This is a genomic window from Mycobacterium asiaticum (genome assembly GCF_001673315.1).
Classification (GTDB): Bacteria; Actinomycetota; Actinomycetes; order Mycobacteriales; family Mycobacteriaceae; genus Mycobacterium; species Mycobacterium asiaticum_B.
Window position 1 is genome coordinate 66,229 of record NZ_LZLQ01000059.1, and the last position, 19,581, is coordinate 85,809.

26 protein-coding genes and 1 tRNA gene are annotated in these 19,581 nt (G+C 66.4%); 12 read left to right on the forward strand and 15 right to left on the reverse strand.

Annotated features, from left to right (window positions below):
- The first annotated feature begins 171 nt into the window (after window positions 1-171).
- The gene (locus A5636_RS09330) at window positions 172-1,818 is read left to right on the forward strand and encodes a recombinase family protein (protein WP_012394803.1); all 1,647 of its coding nucleotides are present in this window, start codon (window positions 172-174) and stop codon (window positions 1,816-1,818) included.
- A 250-nt stretch (window positions 1,819-2,068) separates the two neighbouring features.
- Here the strand turns inward: A5636_RS09330 and A5636_RS27720 are convergent, their stop codons facing one another.
- Entirely contained in the window at window positions 2,069-3,676 is a 1,608-nt protein-coding gene (locus A5636_RS27720) for a zinc-ribbon domain-containing protein (RefSeq protein ID WP_065158355.1), read from the reverse strand.
- Window positions 3,677-3,815: 139 nt separating this feature from the next.
- On the opposite strand from A5636_RS27720, the gene A5636_RS26055 reads away from it, so the two are divergent.
- Genes A5636_RS26055 through A5636_RS09350 form a run of 3 tightly spaced genes read left to right on the forward strand, consistent with a single transcriptional unit; the run spans window position 3,816 to window position 5,554 of the window.
- Window positions 3,816-4,583, forward strand: coding sequence for a hypothetical protein (locus tag A5636_RS26055; RefSeq protein WP_065158356.1), 768 nt, complete (start codon window positions 3,816-3,818; stop codon window positions 4,581-4,583).
- Window positions 4,468-5,061, forward strand: coding sequence for a type II toxin-antitoxin system VapC family toxin (locus A5636_RS25370; protein ID WP_081287696.1), 594 nt, complete (start codon window positions 4,468-4,470; stop codon window positions 5,059-5,061). Before A5636_RS26055 ends, A5636_RS25370 begins: the two co-directional genes overlap by 116 nt.
- A 7-nt stretch (window positions 5,062-5,068) precedes the next feature.
- Window positions 5,069-5,554: a hypothetical protein gene (locus A5636_RS09350; RefSeq protein ID WP_065158358.1), complete on the forward strand. Its 486-nt coding sequence runs from the start codon at window positions 5,069-5,071 to the stop codon at window positions 5,552-5,554.
- Window positions 5,555-5,611: 57 nt separating this feature from the next.
- On the opposite strand, the gene A5636_RS09355 is transcribed toward A5636_RS09350, so the two are convergent.
- From A5636_RS09355 to A5636_RS09400, 10 genes are all read right to left on the reverse strand, one after another.
- Window positions 5,612-5,824 (reverse strand): ribosome modulation factor, encoded by a 213-nt coding sequence (locus A5636_RS09355; RefSeq protein WP_253900546.1) that lies wholly within the window; start codon window positions 5,822-5,824, stop codon window positions 5,612-5,614.
- 620 nt (window positions 5,825-6,444) lie between these two features.
- Window positions 6,445-6,834, reverse strand: a complete 390-nt coding sequence (locus A5636_RS09365; protein ID WP_065158361.1) for a hypothetical protein — start codon at window positions 6,832-6,834, stop codon at window positions 6,445-6,447.
- 99 nt (window positions 6,835-6,933) lie between these two features.
- Window positions 6,934-7,716 (reverse strand): hypothetical protein, encoded by a 783-nt coding sequence (locus A5636_RS09370; protein WP_065158362.1) that lies wholly within the window; start codon window positions 7,714-7,716, stop codon window positions 6,934-6,936.
- Window positions 7,717-7,751: 35 nt separating this feature from the next.
- Window positions 7,752-8,045, reverse strand: coding sequence for a hypothetical protein (locus tag A5636_RS09375; RefSeq protein ID WP_065158363.1), 294 nt, complete (start codon window positions 8,043-8,045; stop codon window positions 7,752-7,754).
- The gene (locus A5636_RS09380) at window positions 8,042-8,437 is read right to left on the reverse strand and encodes a hypothetical protein (protein ID WP_065158364.1); all 396 of its coding nucleotides are present in this window, start codon (window positions 8,435-8,437) and stop codon (window positions 8,042-8,044) included. The genes A5636_RS09375 and A5636_RS09380 overlap by 4 nt, the downstream gene beginning before the upstream one ends.
- Window positions 8,434-8,754, reverse strand: coding sequence for a hypothetical protein (locus A5636_RS09385; protein WP_065158365.1), 321 nt, complete (start codon window positions 8,752-8,754; stop codon window positions 8,434-8,436). Before A5636_RS09385 ends, A5636_RS09380 begins: the two co-directional genes overlap by 4 nt.
- Before the next feature lie 77 nt (window positions 8,755-8,831).
- The gene (locus tag A5636_RS26060) at window positions 8,832-9,074 is read right to left on the reverse strand and encodes a hypothetical protein (RefSeq protein ID WP_155763718.1); all 243 of its coding nucleotides are present in this window, start codon (window positions 9,072-9,074) and stop codon (window positions 8,832-8,834) included.
- Entirely contained in the window at window positions 9,071-9,745 is a 675-nt protein-coding gene (locus A5636_RS26065) for a hypothetical protein (protein ID WP_155763719.1), read from the reverse strand. Before A5636_RS26065 ends, A5636_RS26060 begins: the two co-directional genes overlap by 4 nt.
- A gap of 148 nt (window positions 9,746-9,893) precedes the next feature.
- Window positions 9,894-10,097 (reverse strand): hypothetical protein, encoded by a 204-nt coding sequence (locus A5636_RS09395; RefSeq protein ID WP_065158367.1) that lies wholly within the window; start codon window positions 10,095-10,097, stop codon window positions 9,894-9,896.
- The gene (locus A5636_RS09400; protein ID WP_253900547.1) at window positions 10,094-10,351 is read right to left on the reverse strand and encodes a helix-turn-helix domain-containing protein; all 258 of its coding nucleotides are present in this window, start codon (window positions 10,349-10,351) and stop codon (window positions 10,094-10,096) included. Before A5636_RS09400 ends, A5636_RS09395 begins: the two co-directional genes overlap by 4 nt.
- A gap of 134 nt (window positions 10,352-10,485) precedes the next feature.
- Here A5636_RS09400 and A5636_RS26795 point away from each other — a divergent pair, with 134 nt between their 5' ends.
- Entirely contained in the window at window positions 10,486-10,998 is a 513-nt protein-coding gene (locus A5636_RS26795) for a helix-turn-helix domain-containing protein (protein WP_065158395.1), read from the forward strand.
- A complete protein-coding gene (locus A5636_RS09410; RefSeq protein WP_065158368.1) occupies window positions 10,985-12,133 on the forward strand; it encodes a site-specific integrase in 1,149 nt (382 codons plus the stop codon). Before A5636_RS26795 ends, A5636_RS09410 begins: the two co-directional genes overlap by 14 nt.
- A 26-nt stretch (window positions 12,134-12,159) precedes the next feature.
- On the opposite strand, the gene A5636_RS09415 is transcribed toward A5636_RS09410, so the two are convergent.
- Window positions 12,160-12,245: transfer RNA gene (locus tag A5636_RS09415), tRNA-Leu, on the reverse strand.
- A 121-nt stretch (window positions 12,246-12,366) separates the two neighbouring features.
- Here A5636_RS09415 and A5636_RS09420 point away from each other — a divergent pair.
- From A5636_RS09420 to A5636_RS09430, 3 genes are read left to right on the forward strand one after another with little or no spacing between them, the layout of a single operon-like run.
- Window positions 12,367-13,734 carry a M20/M25/M40 family metallo-hydrolase gene (locus A5636_RS09420; protein WP_065158369.1) on the forward strand — a complete coding sequence of 456 codons (1,368 nt, stop codon included), beginning with the start codon at window positions 12,367-12,369 and terminating at the stop codon, window positions 13,732-13,734.
- A 16-nt stretch (window positions 13,735-13,750) separates the two neighbouring features.
- Window positions 13,751-14,281 (forward strand): YbhB/YbcL family Raf kinase inhibitor-like protein, encoded by a 531-nt coding sequence (locus A5636_RS09425; protein WP_155763721.1) that lies wholly within the window; start codon window positions 13,751-13,753, stop codon window positions 14,279-14,281.
- A gap of 20 nt (window positions 14,282-14,301) precedes the next feature.
- The gene (locus tag A5636_RS09430; RefSeq protein WP_253900548.1) at window positions 14,302-14,868 is read left to right on the forward strand and encodes an alpha/beta hydrolase family protein; all 567 of its coding nucleotides are present in this window, start codon (window positions 14,302-14,304) and stop codon (window positions 14,866-14,868) included.
- A gap of 265 nt (window positions 14,869-15,133) precedes the next feature.
- Here A5636_RS09430 and A5636_RS09440 read toward each other — a convergent pair whose 3' ends face one another.
- Genes A5636_RS09440 through A5636_RS09450 form a run of 3 tightly spaced genes read right to left on the reverse strand, consistent with a single transcriptional unit; the run spans window position 15,134 to window position 17,537 of the window.
- On the reverse strand, window positions 15,134-16,246 hold the full coding sequence (locus A5636_RS09440) for a quinone-dependent dihydroorotate dehydrogenase (protein ID WP_065158373.1): 1,113 nt from the start codon (window positions 16,244-16,246) through the stop codon (window positions 15,134-15,136).
- A complete protein-coding gene (locus tag A5636_RS09445; protein WP_065158374.1) occupies window positions 16,243-16,446 on the reverse strand; it encodes a DUF5703 family protein in 204 nt (67 codons plus the stop codon). The genes A5636_RS09440 and A5636_RS09445 overlap by 4 nt, the downstream gene beginning before the upstream one ends.
- 53 nt (window positions 16,447-16,499) lie before the next feature.
- A complete protein-coding gene (locus tag A5636_RS09450; RefSeq protein ID WP_216638823.1) occupies window positions 16,500-17,537 on the reverse strand; it encodes a hypothetical protein in 1,038 nt (345 codons plus the stop codon).
- Window positions 17,538-17,648: 111 nt separating this feature from the next.
- Here A5636_RS09450 and A5636_RS09455 point away from each other — a divergent pair, with 111 nt between their 5' ends.
- The 3 genes from A5636_RS09455 to A5636_RS09465 all read left to right on the forward strand — a co-directional run bounded on the left by A5636_RS09455 (window position 17,649) and on the right by A5636_RS09465 (window position 19,559).
- Window positions 17,649-17,951 (forward strand): hypothetical protein, encoded by a 303-nt coding sequence (locus A5636_RS09455; RefSeq protein ID WP_065158375.1) that lies wholly within the window; start codon window positions 17,649-17,651, stop codon window positions 17,949-17,951.
- 64 nt (window positions 17,952-18,015) lie between these two features.
- Window positions 18,016-18,846, forward strand: coding sequence for an undecaprenyl-diphosphate phosphatase (locus tag A5636_RS09460; protein WP_065158397.1), 831 nt, complete (start codon window positions 18,016-18,018; stop codon window positions 18,844-18,846).
- Complete coding sequence (locus tag A5636_RS09465) at window positions 18,843-19,559, forward strand: histidine phosphatase family protein (protein ID WP_065158376.1); 717 nt, start codon at window positions 18,843-18,845, stop codon at window positions 19,557-19,559. Before A5636_RS09460 ends, A5636_RS09465 begins: the two co-directional genes overlap by 4 nt.
- Window positions 19,560-19,581: the final 22 nt, after the last annotated feature.

The following is a 19,581-nucleotide window of genomic DNA, read 5'->3' on the forward strand; positions in this document are numbered from 1 at the left end:
ACGTGCTCGCTCCGGGTGTGACGCTCGTCCCGATGCGCCGACGGTGTCAGAGGGGGGTGTTGAAATTGTTGTGCCCAACCAATATCGACTTCCGTCCGAGGCCAACCGCGCGCTGGTACACGTGATAATGGCTGTGCGGGACCGGATGCTTGGATCAGGGAGGGGAGTGGCGTGAGCCTGAGGTTCGCCTTCTATGGCCGAGTGAGCACGGAGGACGCTCAAGACCCGGAGGCGAGCCGCAGCTGGCAGAAGCGGCGTGCCATGGACCTGATCACTCCGCACGGCGGATTCATCGCCGCCGACTACTTCGATGTGGGACAGAGCCGTTCACTGCCGTGGAAGCGCAGGCCAGAGGCGTCACGTCTGCTTGCTGATGTCGCTTGTCGGGACCGTAGCTTTGATGCCGTAGTGATTGGGGAACCCGCCCGTGCGTTCTACGGGCCGCAGTTTGCGCTCACCTTCCCTGTCCTCACGCACTACGGAGTTGGCCTGTGGGTACCCGAGGTCGGCGGAGCGGTCGATCCCGGCTCCGAGGCACACGACCTGGTGATGACTCTGTTCGGCGGCATGAGCAAGGGAGAGCGCGCTCGAATCCAGATGCGCGTCCGTACGGCGATGTCAGCACTCGCGCACGACACCGCCAGATATCTCGGTGGTCGACCACCCTACGGTTACCGGCTCGTCGATGCCGGCCCGCATCCAAACCCTGCCAAGGCCAATCTTGGGCAGCGGCTTCACCGCCTCGAACCCGACCCCGCGACATCTTCGGTCGTCGAGCGGATCTACCGCATGTACGCCGACGGAGCGGGCCTGCGCTATATCGCGCAACGGCTCACCGACGATGGTGTACCGTCACCGAGCCAGTACGACCCGGCACGGAATCGGCATCGTGACCCACGAGGATGGTCCCATTCGGCGATCCGCGCGATACTCGACAACCCGGCGTACCGCGGTATCCGTGTTTGGGGCAAGCAGGAGAAATACGAGGTTCTGGTCAACCCCGATGATGTCGCTGCGGGGTATGAGACTCGTATGCGGTGGCGTGATGAGGCCGACTGGATCGCACCAGAACGCCGCACGCATGAAGCGCTGATCCGTGACGAACTAGCGCAGGCTGTTCGTCTTCGGATGCAGGCGCGGCGGGGTCCCGGTCTTGTTTGCAGCAGAGAGTCAACAGTGCCATATGCACTGCGTGGGCTGCTGTTCTGTGCCGCATGTGGACGGCGGATGCAGGGCGCTGCCCGCGCCGGGAAGCGAACAACACGCATCCTCTACCGTTGTGAGCTCGGTAAGTCGCGTTCGGTACCCGCGGACCTGAGTGATCACCCGCGCACCGTCTACCTCCGTGAAGATGAGGTGACTGCGCGACTTGACGAATGGATCGCCACCCTGGCCGATCCGGCCGACTTGGCACGCGGGCAAGACGCGGACCCGGTAGCAGGGGCTGGCTACGCGGCCTTGCGGCGCCAGCTCAGCGAGGCGAATGCGAAGGTTGCTGCTCTGGTTACCGCCGTGGAGTCTGGTGTGGCCGTTGAGGATTTGACTGTTGCATTGCGCCGCCGCACCGCCGAGCGCGACGAGCTGAAGGTCCGTCTTGAGCAAGCGGAGCGACCTCGCGTCATGACTGCCGCACAAATCAGCGAGTTGGTTGAGGAATTGGGCGGGCTGTCAGCAGTGCTTGGTGAGGCAACCGGGGCGGAACGCGCTCAGGTATACGCAAGCCTGGGCCTGCGCCTCGACTACGACCCGCATCTTCAGCGAGTCACGGCGACTGCCGACTTAAGTCGTGTCGCCGGACGTGTCCGAGGGGGGACTTGAACCCCCAAAGAGGTTCCTGGTCAGGGCGCCGAAACCGACTCTAGCTGCGAAAACAGGTCACGGCAGTTCACGAGAACTATCTGTGAATCGAGGAAGTTTGTGTCCAAACGGTGTCCACGGCCGTCGCTGGCGTGACCTCCGTCGGCTGATGTTGTGGCACTCGCCCAGGCGCCCGACCACCGCCGTCACGTTCTGGACATCCGCGGCACGGCCCGCCGGTGGTCAGCGCCGGCCGAAACCACCATGGCTGCTAGGAAGTGGCCGGGCCGCGACCGACCCTTCGTCGTCGCAGCGACCCGCCCTCGGAAGGTGGGCATTGGCGGCAACGTCCGTGCACCCGTCGAACGACAACCTTGGCCTGCCATTCATGGCCGTTGGCGCACCTCCACCAGACCACCTTGCCGCTCGCCGCTGCAACCTCGTCGGGTCCCAGATCATTACGCGTCGGGTGCCACTGCTTAGCGACTTCGGGGAACAGATCAGCGAATGAGTTGCCCGGTGTTGGAAGCGCGCGCAACCTGACACGTCGTTCGACTCCACAAGGAGGACACCCGTGACCTCTCGCACGGATGGATACCTTTTGCTGCCATTCGTGTCCGCAGGCTCCGCACTTCCACCAGAAGGTGGTGTTGCTGCCGGGATGGACTTGACCCGCGGTGATGTCAGCGTTCTTGGTCGGGTGGAATTCGGCTGCGAGGTCCGGGTTTTCAGTTGCCAAGCTCACTGCCCGGTGCTTGTACAGCGCTGTCGCGGCGGCGTCGGTGCCCCATAGACCTTTGTCTTCGACGTAGCGTGCGAGATGACGCGCGCTGTACCCGGCGCGGGCCAGTAGCTGAAGCGTTTTGACTGCAACCGACTTGATTGACTCAGTTGGCGTCACCACCACTTCTAGGCCACCGATCGACGGCAACGGCTGTTCGCGAATTCGAACCACTAACCACCCAGCGGCCTCAAGCGCTGCTGATTGCGCGCGATCGGCCCGAACCTTCTTTGCGTGGTAGTACGAGCCGTCGTACTCGACAATGCAATGCAGAGATGGCATAACGATGTCAGCGCGGACAGGACGCCGGCCCTCAACAGGTATCGGCGGATGATCCTGAACGACCGGGAGCCCGGCCGCCGCTAGTTCGCATTCCAAACGCGTTTGCCGTTCGGACGTCCCGATGATCGAGCACTTGGGACATCCAATTCCGACTGCCCGAGGCGCCACCATCGCCTTCCACTCATGACCGAACTTGCAGCGCCACCACACGGAAGCCCGGCCTCGCGGTCGGACGTCGAAAGGCGTCAATGCGCCGTTCTTGTCGGGGTGCCATTCTGCGGCCAGGGCCGGAGCCTTTTCTGCCAGTGATTCACCCGGCTTCGGAACTGCCTTTGAAACGCTGATGCTGCGGTATGCGCACTTGGAGCAACGTCGTCCACCTCGGGTGCGGTGATCGGGGTCGGTCTGCCATTCATGGCCGCAATCAGCGCACCGCCACCACCGGCGCTGCTTGCTGCCGGGGTTGACGTCGAACGCGGTCACAGTGAGGTTCTTGGTTGGGTGCCACTCTTTGGCTACCTCAGGAAAAAGGTCGCCGAGTGACCGGCCTGGTTTCGGCGTCGCCTTCGCGACATGACGTTGACGCTCAGCGCATTCAGGACACTGCTCGCCTCGCCGGCGGTCGGCCGGTCGGACCGACCATTCGTGCCCTTCGACGCACTGCCACCACACTCGCTTATTGCTGCCCGCCTTGACGTGCGTTGGCTTGAGGTCACCATTGCGCGTCGGGTGCCACTGCGCGGCGACTTCGGGGTAGTAGTCGGCAAAGGATTGACCCGGCACGGGCGTGGCGGACGGCACGAACGCATTCTGCATCAATCCACCGACGAGAATGCCAAGTCAGCGCACTGTCGAGGTCCGCCCAATTGGTGGTCGCCGAATGGCTACCCACTACGTTTCTCTTCTGGTACCTCGTTGCGGCCCGACAGTCACCGCGCGCCGCTACCGTGGGCGCATGGCGGCGACGGGCTTGGAGGTGACGCTGCACCAGGGACGCGAACGCGCCGAGGTGTCGCGGTTCACACGCACGCTCGACGAGATCGTGCGGTCGCTACGCGAGATCGACGAGGTGTACATCGCCAACGAGACGCGAGCGACATGGGTTCTTGCGTCCCTGCGCCATCGCCGCGGCAACTTGATCGTGCGTCTTGAGGCGCGCAACGTGCAGGCCAAGCGGGATCTATCGGACATGCTCGTGCCGGTCCAGGCGCTCGTCGATGGTGCTCACGTCCTCCAATCGGTTCCCGCCGTGCCGCGGCTTTTCACACCGGCCACCGTGAACCGGCTCGCTGGCCTTTCTGTACCGCGCGACGGCGTTCAAAGCGTCTCGCTAGCGACGTACAACGGCGAGCGTGGCGAGAAGGTCGACCTCGACGAGTCGGTCAAGGACAACGCCGCCGCAGCAGTGAAGCCATTTGAAATTTCGTGGGGAACGGTCACCGGCCGTGTGTTTGGGGTCAAGGAGCTACGCGCCGGTCGGGTGAAGCTGACGATCCGTGACGAACTGACTCGGGCGGCGATCGACGGCGAGGCGCCTGCGTCCCTCGCCGATGTGGCGGGGGACGTGTGGCGTCGCCGCGTGACGCTCGGCGGGAAAATCAAACGCAATGCTCGCGGCCAGGCCATTCGCATGGACGTCGAGCGCATCGGAACCGACCCCGCTCGTCTACATCGACACGTGCGTCTATATCGACCTGCTCGCCAAGAACGAAGCCGAGCATAAGGAAACACAGCGACCGCGCTGGGAGAGCGCAAAAGCGCTCCTCGATGCCGTAAACGCCGACCGCATCACCCTCGCGGCGTCGGCGCTCCTTGAGGCGGAGGTGAACTGCATTCCGATCGTGCGGGACGGCGACGAGTCGGTCAACGAGCAAGTCCGCGGATGGTTTACCGCCGCTTCGACGGTGTGGACGGACGTTGACCGATTCCTGGGCCGCGATGCTGCCCGCCTGGCCCGGCTGTGGCAGGAGTTCAGCGCCCCCGGCAAGCGACTCGGCGGCGCAGATGCGACGCACCTCGCGGCAGCCGTTCGGCTCGGTTGCAGCTACCTGATGACCCACGACGAGGGCTTCCCGATCGGTCAAACAGTCGACGGGGTGGCCGTGATGAGACCCACCGAGGTCTGGGTCCGCGATCTGCTGGACGAGCTAGCTGACGCCGACAAGGCCGGTCGACAACTCGCCGACGCCGACAACGAGTAATCGACTTGTGGCAGATGTGACACTCGCCAGTGTGTTGATCGGCGGCATCCCCGCGTTGCTCGTCGCTCTCGTCGGTGTTGGCGGGGTCGTGTACACGCAGCGGCGGGCCGATGCGCGCCAGGATCGAATCGCGGCGGCGAACCGCGAGTTCGAGCACCAGGCGCGGGTTCTGGACCGTCGCCGCGAGCTTGGCGCTGAATTCGTCTCGGCCGTTTGGATGTTGGCGACCGAGAGTCGAGATCAAGTGCCCGACGGCGCCGACTACTCGGACCTTCTACCGTCGGAAACCGCCGATGTTCGACGCACCCTTTCGACGGTGTGCATGGTGCTCGATCAGGAGGGTCGAAAGGCAGCTGAGCAGGTGTTCAATGCGCTGCTGGCGCATGTCGGTGTCTTCACTCAAGAGACCTGGGACGCGATCGGCGCCGCCGAGGATGCACTGATCGACGTCATTAACGGCGCGCCGGGTGACGGCGCGGGCCGCAGGACTTAGCCGCGCCAAGCACCGGACGGCACCCCCGCTCAGCACTAGGTCCTACCGGTGTCGTAATCAGCCAGCTGGGTCGCGGCCGGTGTCCGCCCCGCGGTACGTCTGCATGGCAGGCCCGGTTTCGATCCGTACCCGCAGCATCCGCATGTAACCGCGCATCCAAAGCTTCGGCAGCAACAGCGATTCGCCGCCGGCATACGGGTTGCAGTCTCCCGGATCGGCGAGCGAACCCGAGTAGAGCGCGAACATGTACTCAGCGCGCTTCGACGTCACTCCTCAAGGATGCAGCCGCGTGGGCCCAGCCCGGCGGACCCACGCCGACGACCAGGACGGCGCCTGCGACAACGACCAGGACCGGGGCGTCGCCGCGGCCGGCCGGTGCTCAATTGCTCGGCTCGATCGGCGTCGCCGCGATCGCGTCCTGTGCCGTTCGGCGATACTTTGTGCGCACGCTGACACCAGTCCGAGCGCGGTAGCCGGCCGCGTACGCCGTCTGCGTTGTCTTGTTCCACGCGCGGCACTCGTCGCAGCGACACCGCTTCTGCCGGTACCCCCGGCGGGTGCCGTGCTCCCACTGCTCAGACGCGGCCTTCACGCACACTCCGCAACGCCGGCGATCGGCCGGCGCAGAGTCCCGGTACGTCGGCACCAGCCGGCCACAGACGACGCACGGCACGTCAGCTTTGCGCGGCACGGCTCGCTCCTTTCCAGCAGTCTTTTTTGTGGGGAAACGAGGAGGGGGCAGCGCCAATGCCTCGGGGGGCGCTGCGGGACCGGGGTAGGGGTCACCCGCCCTGGGTGCCTGTGTGCCGCGTTGCGGGTCGGCGCTGGCGGCTTTTGGGGCTCGGGGTGCGAGGCGTCGCAGCGTGGACGCCAGTCGGCGGGCGGTGTGTTCACGTCGTCGCGTCGTCCTGATCGGTGGGCAGGCTGGCGGTGCGCCCGGAGCCGTCGGGGCATGATTGCGCGGTGTGCCAGTGGGTCACGACGTTGCCGTTGTGCCCGTGCAGGTACGCGGGCGCGTGGCCGCAGTGCGCGCATATGTCGTTGTGCTCGTCGTCGAGCAGCTTGCCGGCCTTCTCGATCAGCCAGCGGATGGCGGCGGGTTGAGCACCGGCGCGCGGGAACAGGTCGACGTGGGCGCCGTGGTCTTCGGCGCGCTGGACCCCGACGATCAGCACGGCGTCAACGGTCGCGGCGTTGGGGTCGCGTGTGGTGGCGAGCAGTGCGCCGATCGCGTCGTCGAGTAGCGCGAACGCTTCGCGCTGTTCGTGGATTGTGTTCACGGCCTGGTCCTCGTCGTGGTGCTGGGCCTGACGGCCGGCGCGCCAGGAAGGTAACCGGGACTTCCGTCCCGCGCCGGCCGTCAGGTGATCGTGGTTGCCCTACCGGCGGTTGAAGCCGGCGGCGTTCGCGCGTGCGGCGAGGCCGCGGGCCTCGGCTTCGGCGTCTGCCTTCATCTGCGCGGCGCGCGCCTTGAACTCGTCGAGATTCGCGAGTCGCAGCGGGATTCCGCAGCGCGCGAGAACCCACACGCCGACCTCGCGGGCGCGCTCGTCTCGCGCCATCTCGTACGCCGGAGCCAGGTCGGCGAGACGCGCGGGGGTCAGGACGGTCACTGAGTCGGCGCTGTTTCTGACGCCGGCGACCGCGGCCAGCGCGTAGAAGCCGTTCGTCGCCGTGGTCCACGCCCGCACGGCGACCTGCGCGTTGTGCAGGTGGGACATGATGGCGCCGCCGCGTGCGACGGCGCCGGCAGCGTCGTTCAGGTTCACGCCGGCGTCCGCGGCGGCGGCGAGCTTCGCCGAGTGCTCGTCGAGCGCGTCGGCCCACCCGTCGAGGATGTCGCCGGCGTGATCGCCGAGTGCGGCCAACTTCAACTGCTCGGCGCGGCTGCGTGCGGCGGCGAGGATGTTCCCCTCGGTGAGTTGCGCGTTGAGCGCCATCATCCGAATCACCGGGTCGGTGACGTAGTTGCGACCTTCCTGGATGGCGTCGAGGACGGCGCGGTGCAGAGTCTCGGGCTTGCAAACGGTCTGGTTGGCCGCTTCCGTGAACGCTTCCGCCTCGGCGAACTGTTCGACGTAGGCGGGGGGCAGTGCGACGTGGAGCGTGTTGGCGGCATTGGTAACGGCTTGGGCCCTGGTGTGAGCCGAGATTCGCATCATGTGGGGGAGTCCTTTCGGGTGTGTGCGGGTGGCGGTCAGGGTGTCGTGCGGGAGACGTTTCGGCCGTTCGAGAGGCCGGCGAAGCCGTCGTTCTCGTCGTCGAGGGTGGCGAACAGTTCTCGCGCCCATTGCCGCTGTTCGTCGGTGTACTCGCCGTCGTCCTGGTCGTCGTCGTCCTGGTCGCCGGCGTCGTTCGATCCGGTGAACAGGTTTTGCGCGAACCGCTTGTCGGCGTCGCGCGTGTCGGGGTCTTTCAGACGTCCGCGAAGCTGCCGTAGCTCGTCGTCGGTCAACGAGGCGATCACGCGGGCTCGTTCCTGTCGGTTCATGGCCTTCCTTCGATGTGTTGGCGTAGGGCCGTCTCTTCGACGAACCAGCTGCCGGCGACCTTGCGGCCTCCGAGTTGGGGGGCGAGCCGGCGGGCCTGCCTGTGCGAGATGCCCAGGAAGGCAGCTGCTTCGGCGAGCGGCACGGTCGGTTGTTCGTCCACCGGCACAGGATCGCTGACGGCGCCAGCGCGGACGTCCGCGTGACCGTCTGCGGCCATCGCGGCGCGAAGTTCGCAGGCCAGAAGCTCGTAGGGTTGCGTCGAGAACGGCAGGCCGGCGGTCATCTTCCGGTGCCGGACGGCGATCGCGGCGCATTCGAGCACCAACCGCAGCGCGGACCCGGAGAGGACCACGACGGGACCGACGCGCGTCAGGCCAGACTCGTCGCTCACGGTTCCGCCCCGGAGTCGGTGCGCCTGGCCGGCGTCCCGGACGACGTGATGACCAGGCCGGCGACGACTCCGCGCGGGCGCCGTGTCGCCGGCAGGCGTTGCAGCCACGCACGACAGGCAGCAAGTGCCGGACAACTGTCGTTGCAGAGCCGCAGCGCCTCACAGCGAGCGTTCTCGAGTTCGGCACTGTCGAGTCGGCCGCTGGCGCCGCGTTGGCGGATGGTCCGCTCGAACAGATCACTGCGGCCCTTGCACCGCGCACCCGGCAGCGCGGGAATGCCGGCGAGCAGCGGTTGCAGGGTGTTCCAGTTGGTCATGCTTCGAGCTCCGAGTGGCGTGACTCGCCGGCTTCGAGCGCCGCGTGTTCGTCGGCGAACGGTTCGATGGTCACGGGTTACTCCTGGCTGTCATAGTGCGGACGAAGGGGCTCGCTGAACGAGCGGGTCAGGTGAGCCGGCGCGGCCTGGTGCTCGACGTCGGGCGGGCTTGGCGGGCACCGGCGGACGCACGGCACCCGTCGCCGGCGCGGGCCGCGGCGGTCGTCGTCGATGAGGCAGAACTCTCCCGGTTCGGCGCCGCACGTCGGGCACGGCGATTCGATGGCGCCGCGGTACGCCGCTGGGATCGGCCGGCTCATGCGGACTTCCTGGCAGCGATCGCGGCGTCCTGGCCGCGATCGCAGTCGGCGGGTGCGGTCTTGTGGTGGCCGTGGGCCCGACAGCGCGGCCCGAAGGGTCCGCGAATCCATGACGGCGGTTTGCGGTTCGCTGGTTGCCGATCCGCCGGTTCCGTCGTTTCGTCTGTCGACCGACCCGGCTGCCCTGGTGACGTACCCGGCTGAGGCGACAACCCATTGGTATTGAGTTGGTCTTGAGTTGGTGGTACCAACGGCCGTTGGGGTAATCGGGCCGTCGCCGTGGGGGTAATCGCATCGTCACCGTTGGGGTAATCGGCCGTACTTACCCCAACGGCCGTGGGGGTAAGTGGCGCAGTTACCCCAACGGCCGTGGGGGCAAGAATGAGTCGGTAGACGTCGGCTTTGCCGCCCCCGCGGTTTGCTACTTCGGTCCGCTCGATCAGGTTCAAATCGCGGCCATGACGCAGCGCGGGCCCGACGGCGTTCGTTGTCAGCCCGCACAATTCGGCCAACATCTGAATGCCGGGATGGGCGTTGGTTCCGTCCCGGTAGTCGGCGAATGTCTCCAACATCAGGAGGACGAGTTTCTGCGAGGGCGATAGGGCGCCCTTGGGCATCGCGATCACTCGCCGGCGCCACGCCGCACTGTTGAACGTCGCCGCGCTTGTCATGGCTGACCGTTCGTTCCGGCCAGGCCAACGTCGCATGGGCCAGTGCGCCGTTCCCGGTCAACGGGGGCGAGCCCGCCGAACTCGTCGCCTGCCATCACGCGTCCTTCGCTTCATCGTTGGGAGAAAGTGATTCATCGGGCCGCGGCGCCTACGGGCCCGCGGCGACCTGTTGAATGACCGCCCGGTATTCGCGCGTGGCTCGGCCCATGTGGTCCGTCACTACGACGGTGATCGCGTCGCCGGTCGCGGTGACGCGCGCGGTCGAATCCCAGTCGTCGGCCTGCTTGATCGGGAACACTTCACTCGCTCCCGCGAGGCGTGCCGCGATCACGTGCGCTTCGGCGGTTCTCACCGGGTGCCGTCGACACGGTTCGACGCCAGGAACCCGAGCACGTCAGCCCGGAGGTAGCGAATCCGGCTTCCGATGCGGGTGTACGGGATTCCCTTGCCCTGATACCTGTCCTGTGCGAGCGCGCCCTCGGTCGTGCCCATGACCGCGGCGACGTGCTTGCCGGTCGCCACTGGCGGGAGTGCTTCTGTGGGAATCGACCGTTCGAGGTCGGCGATGAGGCGGTCCAGCGCGGTCGGAGTCATCGGGATAGTCACCAGCTGCCCTTTCGGGATTGATCGTCGAGATGATCAGTTTTGATCGTCATGGCGATCAGGTTGAATCACAGGTGTGTAGTTTGTCAAGAGTGAGTAGGTGACAGATCAAATCTGATCACCTAATGTCGTGTGACATGGCGCAAAGTCAGGACAAGGCGGGTCGCCGGCTCGACGCGACCGGCGAGACGGTGCAGTCGAACATCAGGCGTATCCGAGACGACGTGCTGGGCATCCCGGTCACGGAGCTTTCGCGTCGACTGGAAGCGCTCGGCCGGCCGATTCCACCGTTGGGTCTGCGAAGGATCGAGGATGGGACGCGTCGGGTGGACGTTGACGATCTAGTGAGTATTGCTGTGGCGCTTGGGGTTTCACCCGCCACGCTCTTGATGCCTGAAAGCGCTAGCGCTGAGGATGCGGTGACGCTCACCGGGTGCAACGAGCAGGTGCCTGCCGGGTACGCATGGGAGTGGATAGGTGGCGACCTGCCGTTGCCGGACTCGGGTGAATCCGCGCTCGCGTTCTATGCCCGCGCGGTGCCGACGTGGGCCGCGAAGACGATGGAGCAGCGACTACTCAGCGAACGCGGGCTCAGGTCAGCCATGCGCGAGATGATCGACCAGATGGATTCGCCCAATGGCGACGATTAAGCGCTACCCGACGGCCGCGGGCGAACGGTGGGAAGTTCGATACCGGCAGCCGAACGGCGCCACCAGTCGGAAGCGCGGATTCACGACGAAGCGCGACGCGTCCGCGTGGGCATCGAAGGTCGAGACGACGAAGGCCGAAGGGGCCTACGTGTCGCCGGCGCGCGGCCGGGTGACGGTCGGCGACCTGTCGGTCGGATGGCTGGCACGACAGGAACAGACGCTCTCGCCGTCGTACTACCGGACCATCGCGTACGCCTACGGCAAACACATCGAACCGAAGTGGGCCGGCGTCCCGGTCGGCAAGGTCGACACTCTGGACGTGAAGGCGTGGGCCGCGGCCATGACCCGCGACGGGGCCAGCGCCACCGTCGTCAACCGCGCGGTCGGCATCCTGGCCGGCATCCTCGACGACGCGATCGAGCACCGCGCGCTCGCGTTCAATCCGGCCCGCCGGTTCAAGCGCGGCGAGAAGCCGACGAAGGCGCCGAAGCGCCACGTCTACCTCACCGAGACAGACGTGTGCCGGCTCGCCGAAGAGTCCGGCCGCTACGCCGATCTGGTGCTGACGCTGGCGTTCACCGGCCTACGGTGGGGTGAGGCGATCGCGCTGACTGTCGCCGACGTTGAGTTCCTGAAACGTCGAATCTCTGTGCACCGCAATGCTGTTCAGGTCGGGCAAGAGTTCGAGGTCGGGCAGACGAAGGGCAAGGAAAGCCGGATGGTGCCGGTTGCGGCGTCGGTGCTGTCCCGGCTGGCGGTCCGGTGCGAGGATCGCGGTGCCGGCGATCTGCTGTTCCCTGCCCGCGGGGGTGGCTACATGAAGCGGCCGAGTTACGACTCGACGGGGTGGTTCAACAGGGCCGTAGAGCGCGCCGAAGTACAGACCATCACGCCGCACGATCTTCGGCATACGTGCGCGAGTCTGGCGGTCAGTTCAGGCGCGAACGTCCTTGCGGTGTCTCGGATGCTCGGTCATCAGGATCCGAGCGTGACGCTGCGGATCTACGCCGACCTGTTCGACAGTGACCTCGATGCGGTGGCCGTCAATCTGGACGCGAAAATTGCAGTTAGTGTCCAAAGCGTGTCCAAAGAGCCGGTCGACCGGCGCGGTACACGTCGCATAACCGCTGTCTAGCTGCACTGATGCTGCCGGGGATTTTGTGTCCGAGGGGGGACTTGAACCCCCACGCCCATTAGTAGGGCACTAGCACCTCAAGCTAGCGCGTCTGCCATTCCGCCACTCGGACCAGACCAACCTGAGTTGGCAGCTAAGGCTATCGGATCGCCGCGCACCGCCCCAAACGGACTCGGCGGTAACTCGCCTGCCGCCTCGCCGCCATCACCAGACCAGTGGTAGTAAGGGTGACTGTGACCCGTGAGATTGGAGCGAATGCCCCATCGGGCGACCGCCCCAGCGACCCCGCCGATGATGTGGCCGAAGTGGTCAGCCAGTTGATTCGGTTCGATACCACCAATACCGGCGACCTTGCGACGACAAAAGGCGAGGCCGAGTGCGCCCACTGGATCGCTGAGCAACTCGCCGAGGTCGGCTACGAGACGGAGTACGTCGAGTCCGGCGCACCGGGCCGAGGCAACGTGTTTGCCCGCCTCCCGGGCGCGGACCCGTCGCGCGGTGCGCTGATGATCCACGGGCATCTCGACGTGGTGCCGGCTGAGCCCGCCGATTGGAGCGTGCACCCGTTCGCCGGGGCGATCGAGGACGGCTACGTGTGGGGTCGCGGCGCCGTCGACATGAAGGACATGGTGGGCATGACGCTGGTGCTGGCCCGGCACTTCCGGCGGGCCGGCATCGTGCCACCCCGCGACCTGGTCTTCGCATTCCTGGCCGACGAGGAACACGGGGGCGCCTATGGGGCGCAATGGCTGGTCAACAATCGGCCCGATCTGTTCGAAGGGGTCACCGAGGCAATCGGCGAGGTCGGCGGGTTCTCGTTGACGGTGCCACGCCGCGATGGCGGTGAGCGTCGGTTGTATCTGGTCGAGACCGCCGAGAAGGGCATCCAGTGGATGCGGCTCACCGCCCGTGGCCGGGCCGGACACGGGTCGATGGTGCACGATCAGAACGCGGTCGTCGCTCTCGCAGAAGCCGTCGCGCGCCTGGGGCGGCATCAGTTTCCGCTGGTGGTCACCGACACCGTCGCCGAGTTTCTGGCGGCGGTCAGCGACGAGACCGGCCTGACGTTCGACATCGAGTCACCCGACCTCGACGGCGTGATCGACAAACTCGGGCCGATGGCCCGGATGCTCAAGGCGGTACTGCACGACACCGTGAACCCGACAATGCTCAAGGCCGGATACAAGGCCAACGTGGTGCCGGCAACGGCCGAGGCGGTGTTGGACTGTCGCGTGCTGCCCGGACGGCTGGCCGCTTTCGAGGCCGAGGTGGACGCGCTGCTCGGACCCGACGTCACCCGCGAATGGATCCGCAACCTGACGCCCTACGAGACATCCTTCGACGGCGAACTGGTCGACGCGATGAACGCCGCCGTGTTGAGCGTCGATCCGGACGGCCGGACGGTGCCCTACATGCTGTCCGGCGGTACCGACGCAAAGTCCTTCATGCGCTTGGGAATTCGCTGCTTCGGCTTCAGCCCGCTCCGGTTGCCGCCGGACCTGGATTTCTCGTCGCTGTTCCATGGCGTCGACGAACGGGTACCCATCGACGCGTTGAGGTTCGGCACCCAGGTGCTGGCGCACTTCCTTACCCACTGCTGATCACACGAGAGGACCGATCATGACCGTGCCCAACCCCTACGACGCGCTGCCCGAGCTGCCGTCGTTCACCCTGACCTCGGAGTCGATCACCGACGGGCAGCCGCTGGACAACTCCCAGGTCAGCGGAATCATGGGCGCGGGTGGGCAGGACGTCAGCCCGCAACTCAGCTGGTCTGGTTTCCCGGAGGAGACCCGCAGCTTCGCAGTCACCGTGTACGACCCCGACGCCCCGACGGCATCCGGGTTCTGGCACTGGGCAGTGGCGAACCTGCCCGCCGACGTCACCGACTTGCCCGCCGGCGCCGGCGACGGCAGCGACCTGCCCGGTGGTGCGCTGACGCTGGCGAACGACGCCGGGCAGCGCCGCTACATCGGTGCCGCACCGCCTCCCGGCCACGGCCCGCACCGCTACTACGTCGCGGTGCACGCGGTCGACGTCGACAAACTGGATCTTCCCAAGGACGCCGCCCCGGCTTATCTGGGCTTCAACCTGTTCCAGCACGCCATCGCCCGGGCCGTCATCCACGCGACCTACGAACAGACATAACCGCGACGTTGCGCGCCTGTGTGCTGGTTCTGCCGGGCGGCAGGATGCGCAGCGACGAGCCGTCGCGGTGGTGGCACCCAGCCAACTTGCGAATGATGTTGCTGGCCCGCGCATTACAGCGCCGGCTGGGACGCGACGTCAAAGTGGTGCGGGTGCAGTACCGCCTGCGCGGCTGGAACAGCCCGCGGCAGGACCCGGTCCGCGATGCCGAGGATGTGCTGCGCGGGATTCGCGCCCGCTATGAGCCGAAAGCCGTTGTTTTGGTAGGTCATTCAATGGGGGCGCGGGTTGCTGCGCAGTTATCCGCCCAAGGTGGCATCGCGGCTGTGGTAGCCCTGGCGCCGTGGTGGTACGGAGACAAAGCCGATTTGATCCCGGTGGGGACGCGACTGCTGGTTGTGCACGGTACCGCCGACACCCGAACCGACCCCGAGATTTCGCGTGCGCAGACGCTGCGGGCCCGGCAGCGCGGGCTGGATGCGCAGTGGGTGGGCATCGACGGTGTGGGCCACCACATGGTGCGCCGTTGGCGTGAATGGCACGCTCGCACAATGGATTTCGTCGCAGACCAGCTGTGCCACGGTTGACGCCAGCGTACTGAACCGAATTGTCGGTAGCCCTGGTTAGCCTTCCGGGCATGCGTTCGAAAAACACCTACGAGCAAGTTGATTTGATATCTGACCGCCTTGATGCGGCGTTAGATCGGCTCTGTGCGGCCATTGACCGAGGTGTAGCCACATCGGACGCGGTGTGGCTGCTGCATGGCTTGGAGCAAGTAGAGGCTCGAATCGCGATGGTCAGGTATGAGTTGACCAGCCCGTTTCTCCGACCTCCTGGCCCGGCGGGCTGACTTCAACCCGGCGGGTTCTCCGGCCGGGCAACCGCCGACCCCACCGCGTCCTGCAAGGAGGCGAACCCGCCCTCGTGCAACCGGTGCGCAATGCCGTCGTGAATCTCCTTGGCCCACAAGCCGCCGCCGTAGATAAAACCGGTATAGCCCTGCAGCAGTGACGCTCCCGCGGTGATTCGTTCCCAAGCCTGGTCCGGGGTCTCGATTCCGCCCACGCTGATCAGAACCAGCCGGTCACCGACCCGGCCATAGAGGCGACGCAGCACCTCGACCGCACGGCCGGCCACCGGCGGCCCGGAGATGCCGCCGGCACGGAGCGCTTCCACGCCGGGGGTGCGCAACCCGTCCCGGGAGATGGTGGTGTTGGTCGCGACAATGCCGGCCAGTCCCAGTTCCACGGCCAGGTCCGCAATGTCGTCGATCTCGGCGTCGGCCAGATCCGGCGCGATCTTGACCAGCACCGGCGTCGAGGAAGCCTCGGCCAGCACCGCCGACAGGATGGGCCGCAGCGCCTCGACCGCTTGCAGATCGCGCAGTCCCGGGGTGTTCGGTGAGCTGACGTTGACCACGAGGTAGGACGCCAGGGGAGACAACAGCCGGGCACTGGCCCGGTAATCGTCGACGGCATCGGCGGCGAGCGTCTTTTTGGTCTTGCCGATGTTGATGCCGAGCGGGACGTCGGGGACGTGCTGTGCCAGGCGCGCGGCCAACGCCCCGGCGCCGTGGTTGTTGAAGCCCATCCGGTTCAGTAGGGCACGGTCGTCCGGCAGGCGGAACAGCCGCGGTGCCGGGTTGCCCGGCTGGGCGTGAGCGGTGACGGTGCCGATTTCTGCATACCCGAAACCCAAAGGGCCCCAGATGGATAGCCCTAAGCCGTCCTTGTCGAATCCGGCCGCCAGGCCGAGCGGACCGGGGAAGCGCACTCCGAATACCGTGCTGGCCAGCACCGGGTCGGTCGGTGCCAGCCGACGCCGCAGCGCGCGTCGCACCGGCGCACCCGCTGTGACGCCCCGCAGCGTGGCGAACACCAGGGTGTGAACCCGTTCGGCGGAAACCGTGAACAGCAGGCTGCGCAGCACGCCGTACAGGCGATGACGGTCTTCGGTCACCGTCATGATTCCGGCTGATCGGGTACTTGCTCGAGGCGAGATTTTTTGCGACGCAACAAAACCCGTCTGCTGCCGTCGGTGTAGAGGCGTACCCGGGTCAACTCCCAGCCGCGGTACTCCGCTTCGATGGACAATCGCGTGGACGCGCTGAGCCGGGTCACGTCCGGGGGTAGCCGCAGCGGCGCCCACTCGTACTCGTCGGACATCTCCGCTTCCCACCCGGCGGGCAGCCGACTCCATCGCGGGGCCCGCCCGACGCTCACGGCCTGCCCTTGGCGTGCTCGATGATCTGGACCCCGGCACCCGACCCCGACACCACGTAGAGGGTGTCTGCTGACTCGTCAAAGGCCAGCGAGTTGGGTTGCTGCACGGTTCGGTAACGCACCTTCTCCACGGGGATTCCGGTGCTGAGATCGTAACCAATAACGGTGTTGGCTGCCGTTTGGGTCACCCAGGCCAGGTCGCGTGTCCCGGCCAACGCGTAGGGCGCCTGGCGCACCGGAAAGGCCTGCCGCAGGATCAGCGGGTCGACTCCGTAGACCAATAGCTGGTTACCGCGAGTATCGGCCACCAGCACGCGGCCCTGCGGATCGGCTGCCAGCGTGGTGGCGCCCGCACCTGCCCGCAGGGCCTGCCCGGCATGGCCGTCGGCGCCGAGCGTCGTCACCGACGTCTGACCCCGATCCAGCACCACGGTGGTGTTTCCCTGTGTCACCAGCGCGTCGACGCGGGCAAAAATCTTGCTGTGTTCGGTGACCGAACCGTCGGCCGCGAGGGTGTAGACGGCGCCATCGGCGCTGCCCAGCACCAACCTGCCGTCGCCGCGCAGCGCGATCGCGGTGAATTCGGTTCTGGCGGCATCGGCAACCGGTGTCGTTCTGCTGGCCCCGGTGGACAGGTCCAGCGTCAGGTAGCCGCCGCGTCCGGACAGGTACACCGTGCCGCGTCCGTCGCCGGCCATTGCGGTAGCTGGTCCCGGCAGTCCGACGACGCGCGGCGGGCTCAGTTGGTCCGCGCCGGCGAACATGGTGATGCTGGCCGGACCCGTCGGGTCAGCGCCGGGGGAGAGGACCACCAGCTGGCGTGACCCCCCGTCGAACAGCGCGTTCTGGGCGTGACCGCCCAGCGGCCGTACCACACCGGCGGGATCCGAAGCCGGCGGTGAGGCGGCCGGCGCGGCGGGTTCGATGGTTCGGGGAGCTGTGTCCAGCGGATTCGACGAGCACGCCGCCACTAGAGTCAGCAAAACAACACCGACGGCAATGCGCTGATAAACGCGCTTATGAACAGCAAACAGCAACCGTAATCTCCCGTATCGACGAAGCTCAAATGAAACTCTAAGGAACGTTATCGCGCCCAATTTGCAAGTTGGAGGTGTAAAGCGCTGCAGCGGAGGTACTCTGCCGACATGACCGTCACCGCTGACCGGCATACCACAAACCGCGAGTTTGCTGTCGAAGACATGACTGCGGGTATCTACGCCAGTGGGTACGGACAAGTGGGAGATGGACGCAGTTTTTCCTTTCACGTGGAACACCACTCGCTGATCGTCGAAATTTACCGGCCTCGGTTGGCCGGGCCCGTCCCGCACGCCGAAGACGTCGTCGCACGCGCAGTTCGCAGCGTCCGTGACATCGACCTCACCGATGAGCGCAGCGTAGCCGCAGCGGTCCGTGACTCCGTAGCTTGCGCGGTGCCCGTCGCTCGTTGAGAGTCGAATCCGGTAGCGACCAACCGCACCGGGTACGGTCGTCGTCGTGTCTGCGGTGGTGCCGATGTCCTGGGGCCAGGTCGTCGTTCTTTCCGTCGTCCAGGGCCTGACGGAATTTCTCCCGGTCTCATCGTCGGGGCACCTGGCGATCGTGTCGCGAGTCTTCTTCCGCGGCGACGCCGGCGCTTCGTTCACCGCAGTGAGCCAATTGGGCACCGAAGCGGCCGTGCTCGTCTACTTCGCGCGTGACATCATCCGGATCCTACGGTCCTGGTTCCACGGCTTGCTGGTGAAATCGCAGCGCGATGCCGATTACCGGTTGGGCTGGTTCGTCATCATCGGGACCATCCCTATCTGTGTGCTCGGCCTGTTGTTCAAGGATGTGATCCGGTCCGGGGTCCGCAACCTCTGGGTGGTCGCGACGGCGTTGGTGGTTTTCTCCGCGGTGATCGCGCTGGCCGAGTACCTGGGTCGCCAGACCCGTGACATCGAACGATTGAACTGGCGCGACGCTGTCGTGGTGGGCGCGGCGCAATGCCTGGCGCTGGTGCCCGGCGTCTCGCGCTCCGGTTCGACGATCAGCGCCGGCCTTTTCCTGGGGCTGGAACGCGAATTGGCCGCCCGGTTCGGCTTCCTGCTGGCCATCCCGGCGGTGTTCGCTTCAGGGTTGTTCTCGCTGCCTGACGCATTTCACCCCGTGACTGAAGGGATGAGCGCCACCGGCCCGCAATTGCTGGCCTCTACCGTGATCGCGTTCATCATCGGCCTGGCCGCCGTCGCGTGGTTCCTGCGATTTCTGGTGCGGCACAACATGTATTGGTTCGTGGGCTATCGAGTTGTCGCCGGAGTCGCGGTACTGATCCTGCTGGCGACCGGGACGGTAGCGGCGACATGACCGTCCTGCTGTTACGCCACGGCCGGTCCACGTCGAACACGGCGGGAGTGCTGGCCGGCCGGTCCGAGGGTGTCGACCTCGACGACAAAGGCCGGGAGCAGGCGACGGGACTGATCGACCGCATCGGCGACCTCTCGATCCGGGCTGTGGTGTCCTCGCCGCTGCTGCGGTGCCGTCGGACCGTCGAACCGTTGGCAGAGGCGCTGTGTCTGGAGCCGCAGATCGAGGAGCGAATCGCCGAAGTCGACTACGGCGAATGGACGGGTCGCAAGCTCAGCGAATTGACCAACGAGCCGTTGTGGCGGGTGGTGCAAGCCCACCCCAGTGCGGCGGTGTTTCCCGGCGGGGAGGGACTGGCGCAGGTGCAGGCCCGCGCGGTCGCCGCGGTGCGCGAGCACGACCGGCGGCTCAGCGAGCAGCACGGCGGGGACGTGCTCTGGGTGGCCTGCACGCACGGCGACGTGATCAAGGCGATCATCGCCGATGCCTACGGCATGCACCTGGACAGCTTCCAGCGCGTCAACGCCGATCCCGCGTCGGTCAGCGTGATCCGTTACACGCCGCTGCGACCATTCGTCTTGCACGTCAACCACACCGGGGCGCGGCTGTCGGCCGGATTGCGTGCCGCGCCGCCGCCGCCGGAACCGAAGAAGGATGCGCCCGACGGTGAGGTGCCGCAGGGCGACGCGGTGGTCGGCGGCTCGACCGACTGACTCACTCGGGTCTCCCGGCGAC

Bases quoted from the DNA above. Each gene is read 5' to 3' on its own strand.
- A5636_RS09460 (WP_065158397.1), top strand. From the start codon at position 18,016: ATGTCCTGGGGCCAGGTCGTCGTTCTTTCCGTCGTCCAGGGCCTGACG.
- A5636_RS09370 (WP_065158362.1), bottom strand. From the start codon at position 7,716: ATGATGCGAATCTCGGCTCACACCAGGGCCCAAGCCGTTACCAATGCC.
- A5636_RS09455 (WP_065158375.1), top strand. From the start codon at position 17,649: ATGACCGTCACCGCTGACCGGCATACCACAAACCGCGAGTTTGCTGTC.
- A5636_RS09375 (WP_065158363.1), bottom strand. From the start codon at position 8,045: ATGAACCGACAGGAACGAGCCCGCGTGATCGCCTCGTTGACCGACGAC.
- A5636_RS09440 (WP_065158373.1), bottom strand. From the start codon at position 16,246: ATGACGGTGACCGAAGACCGTCATCGCCTGTACGGCGTGCTGCGCAGC.
- A5636_RS09410 (WP_065158368.1), top strand. From the start codon at position 10,985: ATGGCGACGATTAAGCGCTACCCGACGGCCGCGGGCGAACGGTGGGAA.
- A5636_RS26795 (WP_065158395.1), top strand. From the start codon at position 10,486: ATGGCGCAAAGTCAGGACAAGGCGGGTCGCCGGCTCGACGCGACCGGC.
- A5636_RS09445 (WP_065158374.1), bottom strand. From the start codon at position 16,446: ATGTCCGACGAGTACGAGTGGGCGCCGCTGCGGCTACCCCCGGACGTG.
- A5636_RS26055 (WP_065158356.1), top strand. From the start codon at position 3,816: ATGGCGGCGACGGGCTTGGAGGTGACGCTGCACCAGGGACGCGAACGC.
- A5636_RS25370 (WP_081287696.1), top strand. From the start codon at position 4,468: ATGCTCGCGGCCAGGCCATTCGCATGGACGTCGAGCGCATCGGAACCG.
- A5636_RS27720 (WP_065158355.1), bottom strand. From the start codon at position 3,676: ATGCAGAATGCGTTCGTGCCGTCCGCCACGCCCGTGCCGGGTCAATCC.
- A5636_RS26060 (WP_155763718.1), bottom strand. From the start codon at position 9,074: ATGAGCCGGCCGATCCCAGCGGCGTACCGCGGCGCCATCGAATCGCCG.
- A5636_RS09465 (WP_065158376.1), top strand. From the start codon at position 18,843: ATGACCGTCCTGCTGTTACGCCACGGCCGGTCCACGTCGAACACGGCG.
- A5636_RS26065 (WP_155763719.1), bottom strand. From the start codon at position 9,745: ATGACAAGCGCGGCGACGTTCAACAGTGCGGCGTGGCGCCGGCGAGTG.
- A5636_RS09385 (WP_065158365.1), bottom strand. From the start codon at position 8,754: ATGACCAACTGGAACACCCTGCAACCGCTGCTCGCCGGCATTCCCGCG.